This is a genomic window from Acinetobacter sp. WY4, from assembly GCF_018438165.1.
Lineage (GTDB): Bacteria > Pseudomonadota > Gammaproteobacteria > Pseudomonadales > Moraxellaceae > Acinetobacter.
Map to the genome: position 1 here is coordinate 1,364,642 of NZ_CP053947.1, position 12,169 is coordinate 1,376,810.

At 44.6% G+C, this 12,169-nt stretch carries 8 protein-coding genes, 2 tRNA genes and 3 rRNA genes; 8 read left to right on the plus strand and 5 right to left on the minus strand.

The features are described from left to right. The first annotated feature begins 8 nt into the window (after window positions 1-8). From rpsI to G4D73_RS06480, 4 genes are all read left to right on the plus strand, one after another. Window positions 9-395 carry a 30S ribosomal protein S9 gene (gene rpsI / locus G4D73_RS06465; RefSeq protein WP_004281681.1) on the plus strand — a complete coding sequence of 129 codons (387 nt, stop codon included), beginning with the start codon at window positions 9-11 and terminating at the stop codon, window positions 393-395. A gap of 331 nt (window positions 396-726) precedes the next feature. Next, window positions 727-1,380 (plus strand): glutathione S-transferase N-terminal domain-containing protein, encoded by a 654-nt coding sequence (locus tag G4D73_RS06470; protein ID WP_213687635.1) that lies wholly within the window; start codon window positions 727-729, stop codon window positions 1,378-1,380. A gap of 9 nt (window positions 1,381-1,389) precedes the next feature. Then, window positions 1,390-1,818, plus strand: coding sequence for a ClpXP protease specificity-enhancing factor (locus tag G4D73_RS06475; protein WP_213687636.1), 429 nt, complete (start codon window positions 1,390-1,392; stop codon window positions 1,816-1,818). Window positions 1,819-1,836: 18 nt separating this feature from the next. After that, entirely contained in the window at window positions 1,837-2,484 is a 648-nt protein-coding gene (locus G4D73_RS06480) for a hypothetical protein (protein ID WP_004281678.1), read from the plus strand. Between the two features lie 247 nt (window positions 2,485-2,731). Here G4D73_RS06480 and rrf read toward each other — a convergent pair. From rrf to G4D73_RS06505, 5 genes are all read right to left on the minus strand, one after another. Then, window positions 2,732-2,846 (minus strand): 5S ribosomal RNA (gene rrf / locus G4D73_RS06485). 202 nt (window positions 2,847-3,048) lie between these two features. Further along, window positions 3,049-5,943 (minus strand): 23S ribosomal RNA (locus tag G4D73_RS06490). 404 nt (window positions 5,944-6,347) lie between these two features. Then, window positions 6,348-6,423, minus strand: a tRNA-Ala gene (locus G4D73_RS06495). A 71-nt stretch (window positions 6,424-6,494) separates the two neighbouring features. Then, window positions 6,495-6,571 (minus strand) — tRNA-Ile (locus G4D73_RS06500). A gap of 60 nt (window positions 6,572-6,631) precedes the next feature. After that, window positions 6,632-8,169 (minus strand): 16S ribosomal RNA (locus G4D73_RS06505). Together the 16S, 23S and 5S rRNA genes with 2 tRNA genes alongside form the textbook arrangement of a ribosomal RNA operon. Before the next feature lie 541 nt (window positions 8,170-8,710). Here G4D73_RS06505 and G4D73_RS06510 point away from each other — a divergent pair. The 4 genes from G4D73_RS06510 to G4D73_RS06525 all read left to right on the plus strand — a co-directional run bounded on the left by G4D73_RS06510 (window position 8,711) and on the right by G4D73_RS06525 (window position 12,161). Continuing rightward, window positions 8,711-9,610, plus strand: a complete 900-nt coding sequence (locus G4D73_RS06510) for a VacJ family lipoprotein (RefSeq protein WP_213687637.1) — start codon at window positions 8,711-8,713, stop codon at window positions 9,608-9,610. A 103-nt stretch (window positions 9,611-9,713) separates the two neighbouring features. Beyond that, window positions 9,714-10,682 (plus strand): RsbU family protein phosphatase GigA, encoded by a 969-nt coding sequence (gene gigA / locus G4D73_RS06515; protein WP_004732911.1) that lies wholly within the window; start codon window positions 9,714-9,716, stop codon window positions 10,680-10,682. A 112-nt stretch (window positions 10,683-10,794) separates the two neighbouring features. After that, window positions 10,795-11,313, plus strand: a complete 519-nt coding sequence (gene gigB, locus G4D73_RS06520; protein ID WP_005103337.1) for an anti-anti-sigma factor GigB — start codon at window positions 10,795-10,797, stop codon at window positions 11,311-11,313. Between the two features lie 20 nt (window positions 11,314-11,333). Then, window positions 11,334-12,161: a carbon-nitrogen hydrolase family protein gene (locus G4D73_RS06525; RefSeq protein WP_004278248.1), complete on the plus strand. Its 828-nt coding sequence runs from the start codon at window positions 11,334-11,336 to the stop codon at window positions 12,159-12,161. Window positions 12,162-12,169: the final 8 nt, after the last annotated feature.

Here is a 12,169-nt window from a genome sequence, read left to right on the forward strand (position 1 = left end):
AACAGCACATGGCTACTAATTATGGTACAGGTCGCCGTAAGACCGCAACTGCACGTGTTTTCCTATCAGCTGGTACTGGTAAACTCGTAATTAACAACCGTACTCTTGAACAGTATTTCGGTCGTGAAACTGCTCGTATGGTTGTTAACCAACCACTTGAGCTTCTTGAAGCTACTGACAAATATGACCTTTACATCACTGTTGCTGGTGGTGGTATTGGTGGTCAAGCAGGCGCTATCCGTCACGGTATTACTCGTGCATTGATCGCTTCTGACGAAACTTTAAAACCTGCTCTTCGTCAAGCTGGTTTCGTTACTCGTGATGCTCGTGAAGTTGAACGTAAGAAACTTGGTTTACGTAAAGCTCGTAAACGTCCTCAATTCTCTAAACGTTAATTCGTTTACCGAATCGGACAAAAAACCCTGGATTTTCCAGGGTTTTTTTATGGCGGTTAGTGGGTCATTTAGAACTATTTTCTTTTTATTGTTCGTGCACATCTTTCCCCCATACCCCCTCATGACACCAGAATGACTTCATCAAATAATAATTTGCGATCCCAATACAGATAAACAGCAAAATGACAGGAAGCTTGATCAACATCTTATTTTCCTCCAGTTGTTTTTCTTATAATCTACCTCGGCTCAAGCCGATTGATCTTTGATGCTTGGTGCTTTTTAGGTTGAATTTTAGTATCCTAGTCTATTCATTAGAAGCTCATCAGGATTTATGTCAGTCGAAAGCGCGCCTCTTCAAGGAATCACTCTCTATAGTCATGCCGATGACTTTCGTTCCCATTGGATTCGCTATGTGCTTACCGAAAAACAGATTAAATATAACCTGATTTTGGTGGATGCCGATGATGAGGATCTGGCCAGTCTCAATCCTTATAATCAATTGCCGATGCTGATCGAAAATGAACTTAAATTATTTAATACTTCGATTATCTCAGAATATGTAGATGATCGTTATCGTCAGAATAAACTGTATGCCGATGCTCCAATGCCCCGCGCAGAGCAACGACAATACATCTGGCGCTTTGAAAATGACTGGTTAAAGCTGGCTGATATCATGTTACGCCATCCTGATACGCTAGATAAGAAAGCCAGAACTCAGGCACAAAAGCAGTTACAGGATATCCTGATTTCACTGATGCCACTCTTCCAGCATTTTCCCTATTTTATGTCTGAACAATTTAGTATCCTGGATTGTATGCTGGCACCAATTTTTATCCGTCTGAAACAGATGGGTGTAGAATTACCACAGCAGCAATGCCGTCTGTTTTATTTATATTGCCAACGAATTTTCAGTCGTCCTGCCTTTGTAAAATCCATGACATTGCAGGAAAAGAACCGTTATTCAGCGCAACTCAAGCATCCGTAGAGAAACATCATGTCCGAACAAGAATTCAGCCTTAGCCCTACCCGTCCCTATATGGCACGTGCAATCTATGAGTGGGTTTGCGATAACAATATGACGCCTTACCTGCTGGTGGATGCCACACGCCCAAATATCATGGTTCCTGAGCAGTTTATTAAAGATGGACAGATTGTTCTGAATATTGTGCCACATGCCGTGCATGCGCTGCATATGAGCAATGATGCCATTAGCTTCTCGGCTCGCTTTGGTGGCGTTTCTCGTGATATTTATGTGCCTATGGCAGCAGTACTCGGTATTTATGCACGTGAAAATGGTCAAGGTTTATTCTTTGATCCAGGTGAATATGAGCATACACAAAATGATGAAGATGCTTTAAAATCAAGCACTGAAGAACAAACTGAACAACCAAAGAAAAAACCGACTTTAAGACTATTAGATTAAAAATAATGGAGCAAGTGAATGGCTTTTGATTTAGTACAATATTTTGTTGAACAGATAGAGACTCAAAAGCCTGAGCTTCTAAAAGAATATACAAAAGAAGAAAGACGAAAATATATATCAGAAATCAATGCCTTAACTTTAGGAAAACTTATTACTGAATGGCGTCATAACCCACAAAAAATTTATAATGAAATCAATCATCCTGATGAATTATATATCCTGGAAATCGTGCGTCATCTCGCTACCAGTCCGGAAAATCAATCTACCTTGGATCGAGCTCAGCTTGAGCACAGTACTTCAGAAATTTTTCATTTACAACTTATCGAATTAAAACAACTGCATGATACCGGCAATCATAATATCCATAGCATCCAGGAATTACTGACCGGGCAAATTGAACATTTATCTGGTCAAGCAGATGATTGGGTTTGGACAACAAACAAGCTAACAGAACTCAAAGGCTCTAAACCAATTGTGCAAGAAGAGCTATCATTGGAAGCATCAATGAAGGAGTTTAATCAAATGGTAAGCCAGAATCAGCAGCATCAAGATGTCGAAGAAGTCATTGTTATCAATACCCCAACATGGGCAAAAATTGTTGAACCCATCGTGGCGATTGTCATTCTTTGGGTATTAATCGCAGCCGTAATGCGCGTGTTTGGCTAAAATAGTCTGCAATAAAAAACCAGCGATTCGCTGGTTTTTTATTTTGTAAGGTTTATAAGATCAGCTTGTAAACTCTTATAGCGCTAGTTTTACAGAGATCCCAATAGGTCAAACAAATTAACAGGAATTCTCTGTCTCAGAAGAATCTGATCAACTTTGAGATATAGATATGTTAAATATCTTATCTAAAATTCCACGCATAAAAAAATCCCCCTCTGCCTTGGCGGAGGGGGATTTTGGAATAATGAGCTGGCGATGACTTACTCTCACATGGGTAACCCCACACTACCATCAGCGCTAAGAGGTTTCACTTCTGAGTTCGGGAAGGGATCAGGTGGTTCACTCTTGCTATGGTCGCCAGCACAACTGGTATGCTTACTCGCTATGGTCTTATCTACGTTGCTTGCGCTTCGTTTGCCTAGCTTTCTTCAAATAGAATGCATTAACAGATGTATCTGAGTTGCAGTAGTTTGTTCGTTTAGCTTAACTAAATCAAGGCTTCGTCTGATCGTTAGATCAATATGAAATCAATTGATGCTTTATATACAACTGTTTGGGTGTTGTATAGTCAAGCCTCACGAGCAATTAGTATTGGTCAGCTTCACATATCACTATGCTTCCACATCCAACCTATCAACGTCGTAGTCTTCAACGGCTCTTTAGGAGACATAAAGTCTCGGGGAAATCTTATCTTGAGGTAGGCTTCCCGCTTAGATGCTTTCAGCGGTTATCCCTTCCGAACATAGCTACCCGGCGATGCCACTGGCGTGACAACCGGTACACCAGAGGTTCGTCCACTCTGGTCCTCTCGTACTAGGAGCAGATCCTCTCAAATTTCCAACGCCCACGGTAGATAGGGACCGAACTGTCTCACGACGTTCTAAACCCAGCTCGCGTACCTCTTTAAATGGCGAACAGCCATACCCTTGGGACCTGCTTCAGCCCCAGGATGAGATGAGCCGACATCGAGGTGCCAAACACCGCCGTCGATATGAACTCTTGGGCGGTATCAGCCTGTTATCCCCAGAGTACCTTTTATCCGTTGAGCGATGGCCCTTCCATACAGAACCACCGGATCACTAAGACCTACTTTCGTACCTGCTCGACTTGTGGGTCTCGCAGTTAAGCGCGCTTTTGCCTTTATACTCTACGCGTGATTTCCGACCACGCTGAGCGCACCTTCGTACTCCTCCGTTACTCTTTAGGAGGAGACCGCCCCAGTCAAACTACCCACCAGACATGGTCCTCGTCCCGGATAACGGGACAGAGTTAGAACCTCAATATTACCAGGGTGGTATTTCAAGGACGGCTCCATCGCAACTAGCGTCGCGACTTCAAAGCCTCCCACCTATCCTACACAAGTAAGATCAAAGTTCAATGTCAAGCTGCAGTAAAGGTTCACGGGGTCTTTCCGTCTAGCCGCGGGTACACCGCATCTTCACGGCGAATTCGATTTCACTGAGTCTCTGCTGGAGACAGCGCCCCCATCATTATGCCATTCGTGCAGGTCGGAACTTACCCGACAAGGAATTTCGCTACCTTAGGACCGTTATAGTTACGGCCGCCGTTTACTGGGGCTTCGATCAAGAGCTTCGCTTACGCTAACCCCATCAATTAACCTTCCAGCACCGGGCAGGCATCACACCCTATACGTCCACTTTCGTGTTTGCAGAGTGCTATGTTTTTAATAAACAGTTGCAGGGGCCTGGTTTCTGAGGCTGTCGGCCGCTCAAGGAGCAAGTCCTATCACAGACAACAGCGTACCTTCTCCCGAAGTTACGGTACCATTTTGCCTAGTTCCTTCAGCAGAGTTCTCTCAAGCGCTTTGGTCTACTCGACCTGACCACCTGTGTCGGTTTCGGGTACGATTCCTGTGTAACTGAAGCTTAGAGACTTTTCCTGGAAGCATGGTATCAGCCACTTCACTGTACAAGTACAGCTTGCTATCAGTTCTCAGCATAGAGTACCCCGGATTTGCCTAAGATACATGCCTACAACCTTCCACCTGGACAACCAACGCCAGGCTGACTTAACCTTCTCCGTCCTCTCATCGCATTACACAGAAGTATTGGAATATTAACCAATTTCCCATCGACTACGCCTCTCGGCCTCGCCTTAGGGGTCGACTCACCCAGCCCCGATTAACGTTGGACTGGAACCCTTGGTCTTTCAGCGTGCGAGTTTTTCACTCGCATTGTCGTTACTCACGTCAGCATTCGCACTTCTGATACCTCCAGCAGACTTCTCAATCCACCTTCATCGGCTTACAGAACGCTCCCCTACCACGCATAATAAATTATGCATCCGCAGCTTCGGCATATAGTTTTAGCCCCGTTACATCTTCCGCGCAGGCCGACTCGACTAGTGAGCTATTACGCTTTCTTTAAAGGGTGGCTGCTTCTAAGCCAACCTCCTAGCTGTCTATGCCTTCCCACATCGTTTCCCACTTAACTATAATTTTGGGGCCTTAGCTGGCGGTCTGGATTGTTTTCCTCTTGACTACGGACGTTAGCACCCGCAGTCTGTCTCCCGGATAGTACTCATTGGTATTCGGAGTTTGCATCGGTTTGGTAAGTCGGGATGACCCCCTAGCCGAAACAGTGCTCTACCCCCAATGGTATTCGTCCGAGGCGCTACCTAAATAGCTTTCGGGGAGAACCAGCTATCACCAAGTTTGATTAGCCTTTCACCCCTATCCACAAGTCATCCCCTGGCTTTTCAACGACAGTGGGTTCGGTCCTCCAGTTAGTGTTACCCAACCTTCAACCTGCTCATGGATAGATCACCTGGTTTCGGGTCTATACCCAGCAACTAAACGCCCTATTAAGACTCGGTTTCCCTACGGCTCCCCTATGCGGTTAACCTTGCTACTGAATATAAGTCGCTGACCCATTATACAAAAGGTACGCAGTCACCGGACTAAGCCGGCTCCCACTGCTTGTATGCATGCGGTTTCAGGATCTATTTCACTCCCCTCACAGGGGTTCTTTTCGCCTTTCCCTCACGGTACTGGTTCACTATCGGTCAGTCAGGAGTATTTAGCCTTGGAGGATGGTCCCCCCATATTCAGACAAGGTTTCACGTGCCTCGCCCTACTCGACATCATCATATAAGCCCTTTCGTGTACAGGACTATCACCGTCTACGGTCGCACTTCCCAGAGCGTTCCACTAGAACTTATATGACTTAATGGGCTCTTCCCCTTTCGCTCGCCGCTACTGAGGGAATCTCAATTGATTTCTTTTCCTAAGGGTACTGAGATGTTTCACTTCCCCTCGTTCGCCTTGCAACACTATGTATTCATGTTGCAATACCTACCTTATGGTAAGTGGGTTTCCCCATTCAGACATCTCCGGATCACAGGATATTTGCCGCCTCCCCGGAGCTTTTCGCAGGCTATCACGTCTTTCATCGCCTCTGACTGCCAAGGCATCCACCACATGCACTTAATTACTTGACTATACAACCCCAAACAGTCGTTTATCCTTACAAGTGGGATAAGCAACAGATTGTGATGATCTCTCATCACGCTCATACAGTTGGCGTTTCGTAGATTTAACTACAGTACAGCTTCAATTAGATTCATATACCAAAACGCTTGATTCAGTTAATTTCGCTAGAACTCATTTCTTGTAGTTGCCTACTTGAAACGAGTTTGAACAAATTATTTCAACTCAAATATATTCTGTTAATGATTTTTCCAGCCTTCGTCAGGTCAGGAAACTGTGATAAATCACAGAGGTTAATAACAACGAAGCGAATCATACGCCTCTTTCTTACTAAGCTCTATAAGCTATCTAGCTGTTTGTATGTTTCTTAGCTCATCTTACGTTTGCTTGATCATTTCAAGATCAATGTAAGTGATGGTGGAGACTAGGAGAGTCGAACTCCTGACCTCCTGCGTGCAAAGCAGGCGCTCTACCAACTAAGCTAAGTCCCCAGCTTATCAATAAGTCAATGTATCGTTCTGTTCTGTTTGCTTCAGCACTTTCATGCTTCGTTAGTCAGATTTGGTGGGTCTGACAAGACTTGAACTTGTGACCCCACGCTTATCAAGCGTGTGCTCTAACCAACTGAGCTACAGACCCTCAGATACATCGTATGAAGAACAACTTGTTGTGGATTCTTACCAATCGTCAATCTTTCGTTAAGGAGGTGATCCAGCCGCAGGTTCCCCTACGGCTACCTTGTTACGACTTCACCCCAGTCATCTGCCACACCGTGGTAAGCGTCCCCCCTAAGGTTAGACTACCTACTTCTGGTGCAACAAACTCCCATGGTGTGACGGGCGGTGTGTACAAGGCCCGGGAACGTATTCACCGCGGCATTCTGATCCGCGATTACTAGCGATTCCGACTTCATGGAGTCGAGTTGCAGACTCCAATCCGGACTACGATCGGCTTTTTGAGATTAGCATCCACTCGCGTGGTAGCAACCCTTTGTACCGACCATTGTAGCACGTGTGTAGCCCTGGTCGTAAGGGCCATGATGACTTGACGTCGTCCCCGCCTTCCTCCAGTTTGTCACTGGCAGTATCCTTAAAGTTCCCGGCTTAACCCGCTGGCAAATAAGGAAAAGGGTTGCGCTCGTTGCGGGACTTAACCCAACATCTCACGACACGAGCTGACGACAGCCATGCAGCACCTGTATGTAAGTTCCCGAAGGCACCAATCCATCTCTGGAAAGTTCTTACTATGTCAAGACCAGGTAAGGTTCTTCGCGTTGCATCGAATTAAACCACATGCTCCACCGCTTGTGCGGGCCCCCGTCAATTCATTTGAGTTTTAGTCTTGCGACCGTACTCCCCAGGCGGTCTACTTATCGCGTTAGCTGCGCCACTAAAGCCTCAAAGGCCCCAACGGCTAGTAGACATCGTTTACGGCATGGACTACCAGGGTATCTAATCCTGTTTGCTCCCCATGCTTTCGCACCTCAGTGTCAGTATTAGGCCAGATGGCTGCCTTCGCCATCGGTATTCCTCCAGATCTCTACGCATTTCACCGCTACACCTGGAATTCTACCATCCTCTCCCATACTCTAGCCAACCAGTATCGAATGCAATTCCCAAGTTAAGCTCGGGGATTTCACATTTGACTTAATTGGCCACCTACGCGCGCTTTACGCCCAGTAAATCCGATTAACGCTTGCACCCTCTGTATTACCGCGGCTGCTGGCACAGAGTTAGCCGGTGCTTATTCTGCGAGTAACGTCCACTTATCCCAGGTATTAACCAGGTAAGCCTCCTCCTCGCTTAAAGTGCTTTACAACCAAAAGGCCTTCTTCACACACGCGGCATGGCTGGATCAGGGTTCCCCCCATTGTCCAATATTCCCCACTGCTGCCTCCCGTAGGAGTCTGGGCCGTGTCTCAGTCCCAGTGTGGCGGATCATCCTCTCAGACCCGCTACAGATCGTCGCCTTGGTAGGCCTTTACCCCACCAACTAGCTAATCCGACTTAGGCTCATCTATTAGCGCAAGGCCCGAAGGTCCCCTGCTTTCTCCCGTAGGACGTATGCGGTATTAGCATCCCTTTCGAGATGTTGTCCCCCACTAATAGGCAGATTCCTAAGCATTACTCACCCGTCCGCCGCTAGGTCAGGTAGCAAGCTACCTTTCCCCGCTCGACTTGCATGTGTTAAGCCTGCCGCCAGCGTTCAATCTGAGCCATGATCAAACTCTTCAGTTTAATACTATGTAGCACCTTAAAGGGTGCCAATCTTGGCTCATCAATTTTCTGACAAATATTTCTCAAATAAACTTCGAGTAATTTCTACCATCAATCAATGAAAATAATTTCGATCAATCAATCAGTAAAAATCCACACAAGTTGTTCTTCATAATCTCTTAATGATCTTCTTGTTGGTTCGTCACCAGCAAGCTAGGTCGGCTATATTACTCTCTATCTCTAGAAAGTCAACCAGTAATGAAAACTATTTTTAAACTTATCAAATAAAACCCAACCCAATCAAACTTAACTAAGTCACTGTTTTATCAGAAGTTTTAATCTTCATCACCGCCGATGGATGTGCATTCTACAGGATTTCAGAGCCCTTGCAACACCTTTTTCAAGAAAATCATTTTGTATGTATATTTTTTAAGCTTTTCGTGTGTTTTCATTCATTTTTTATACAAATTTGCTTAAATGATGTCTATTCGTGAATATAACGTTTATTATTTTCATACTAATAAGTAGTGCTACTTACACAGAAAAGGCCTCGGGTTACCTTATGCATCGTTCTATTCACTTATCTATATGCTTATTTTCTTTAGTCTCAAGCGCACATGTTTTTGCCGAGGTGACCACTGATGTGGAAAATATGGAAAACGAGCCTGCAAAAATGCCGCTTAGAACAAAGATCTCGACCAAAGCGCAGCAATTACAAACGCAACTGAAAGTTGATGCCAGTGCAGCACAGGCTGAGGAAGTTAAAGATCCTTTCCAGCCCTTAAATAGAAAGATCTATCAGTTTAATGATGCGATTGACCGCACCGTGGTACGTCCCATAGCTGTACAATATGTGGAAAAGGTTCCTCAAGACGTTCGTGGCAGCTATACCCAGTTCCGCAGTAACCTAAGTGAACCTTGGAATGTGGTGAATCAGTTGATTCAAGGTCGTCCTGCCCGCGCTGCTAAATCCCTAGGTCGTTTTACCATTAATACCTTAACAACTTTAGGACTGGCTGATCCAGCACGTCGCCTTGGCTTGAGCCATGAAGAGGAAAAATTTGGAATTACTTTAGGGTATTATGGCGTGCCTTCCGGGCCTTATATCATGTTACCATTTTTAGGTCCAAGTTCTGTCCGTGGCGTAATCGGTACTGCTGTAGATAGTCAAGCTCGTCCACAAAAATACATTCTCGAAGATGAAGATGGACTTTACTGGACTGATCAGTTTTGGCGTGCCATCGATACCCGTTCAGAAATACTGGACGTTGAAGGAGTGCTGACTGGCGATCGCTATGCGCAGATTCGCGATATTTATTTACAACGTACCAATTATGCAATTGCAGAAAAGAAAGGTACAGAACAAGATACGCTTTTCCTAGAAGATGATTTTGAAGATGACAATTCTGATGATGCACCTTCTAGTGATAGCAACATTGAATCTTCAAACGAAGATCTTTAAGTTTAAGCTTCATGTATGATTGCTAGTGAAAATCTGTTCGCTAGCAATACTTTGCTTGTTATAGTACATCTTATAGCCAATCCTGGGATTGAATCACTTTTTTATGTATTTCATTCAACCGACTCGTGATATTCCTTACTTAGATCAAGTACTTGATACGCTTCCTCATGTTCAGATGATCTATCTGGATGATCATGAACTGTATGACTCTACGATTATTGCGATTGCAGATGTACATGATTATCTGAAATATAAGTGGAATCTGCCTACGATTGTACTGGCCTTAGAAAATGAAGGTACTGCTTTGGCTCAGGCCTGGGAACAAGGTGCTTTAGCTGGCTGGATCTGGAACAAGCTTCCCGAGAATCCAGATCTGGCATTACAAAAAATTGATGCACAATATAAGCGTAACCAGGATAGCCGTGACCTGCCTTCTGCTGCAGAACTACAAAAAAAATTGTTACCGAATCCGATTGAACTGACCAATTACGAGGTCGAAACCTATTTTCAGCCTTCAGCCTATCTTTCAGGGGATTGGTATGATTATTGGAAAATCAGCGACAAAGAAGTGATTTTCTATTTGGCCGATGTATCCGGACATGGCGTCACCAGTAGTTTGCTCACGTCCTGGATGGCAGCTTTCCATGGTCGCTCCAAGACGCCGCGCGAGCTGATCAAGAAGCTGAACGGTATGCTGATGCAGGAAAATATTGAAAAGCACATCACCATGATTGCCGGGATTCTTAATCTGGAAACCCATGTATTAAAATGGTCCAGCGCTGGACATTATCCTCCACCGATTATATTTGAACCCAATCAAGAACCTAAAATCCTCTCTTCCAGCAGTTTCCCTTTGGGCTTAACCGAAGATCTTGAAGTTGAGGAAAATGAATGGGTATTAAGTCGCAATGCGCGCTTTATTATCTGTTCGGATGGCGCACTGGAACCTTTTGATGGTGGTTTAAATGAACAATTCTCGCAATTATTACACCATTTGCAGAATCAATCTTTTCAGGCTCCGGAACATGTGGCTGACGATATCGCCTTTTTAAGCTTTATCCGCGTAAATTAGCAGTATATTTACAGGCTTTATAAGCACTTAATTTGATTACTACTTTCAGCCACTTGAGTATCAATACACCCTATGGGATAATTTAATATCCTTCTCTGCAAATGGCATTTATATGTCAACAGGTCATGTTGAATATGCAAGTCTGAATGGAACGCATATTTTTAAGCTTATCGGCGAAGTGCGTGCCCAATCTTGTATTAGTCTAGACAAATTACTGAACAAAATTGAACAGCAAGACAACGTAGTTGGCGCTATCGTTGATCTCACCGAAACCAGTTTCATTGACAGTACCGTACTGGGTGTTTTAGCGAAACTAGGACTCAAACTCAAGCAAGTACACAATATTCAGGCTGTCATGCTTTCTACCAATTCTGACATTACCACTTTGGCCAACAGTATGGGATTGAGCCAAGTGTTTGTGATTCTGAATTATTGTGGTGATCCAAATGTCTGCACACGTGCGCTGATGGAAGAATATGTCACGCATCAAAATATGCTGAATACGGTTCTGGATGCGCATAAAACCTTGATGAAACTGAATCAAAGCAATCAGAACATGTTTGAACCTTTAGTCAAACAGCTACAGAAAGAGCAAGACAATTTAGATAAAATTTCCGAGCAAAAGGTATAACCATCTTATAAGAGGACCCTATGACTTTACTTTCTGTTGTACAAATGAATTCTCAAAATGAAATTGATGCCAATTTCGTGGAGATTGAATCTTTAATTCAACAAAGTAAGGCCAATGGAGCTGAACTGATTGTTTTCCCGGAAAACTTTGTCTGTTTTGCAGCAGGTAAACAGCGTGAAACTGCTGCACAATTTGAAGTGATTCAGCAACGTCTAGAACAACTTGCCCATGAATATGACACCTGGATCGTTGCCGGTACATTACCCTGCCCTTATCGTCCGGATGGTTCAATCATTGAGGATGGCCGGGTGCGTACCGTTAGCCTGTGTATCAGTCCGGAACGGACCGAAGCACGTTATGACAAAATTCACCTCTTTGATGTGCAAGTCGGCGATGCTGTCGGTGGTTATCAGGAATCCAAGTTCTTTGAACCCGGCACAGATGTTGTCGTAGCCAAAACACCTTTTGGCAATATTGGGTTAATGGTCTGTTATGACCTGCGCTTTCCGGAACTGGCGTTAAATTTACGAGCCAAAGGTGCAAACCTCTTGACCGCTCCTTCTGCCTTTACCTATACCACAGGTGAAATGCACTGGCAGCTTCTTCTGCAAACACGTGCTCTAGATAGCCAATGCTCGGTGCTTGGTGCAGCTCAACAAGGCTGGCATGGAGAAAAACGCCAGACTTGGGGACATGCAGCCGCCACCAATAGTCGTGGACAACTTCTTAATATGATCCATGCAGAAGGTGCTCAACTCATCACCGTCGACTTTGATTTAAATGAACAGCAAAAAGTGCGTGAATCCATGCCTTTAATGCAACACCGTAGACTTCTGCAACTTTCCTGAATCGTTTC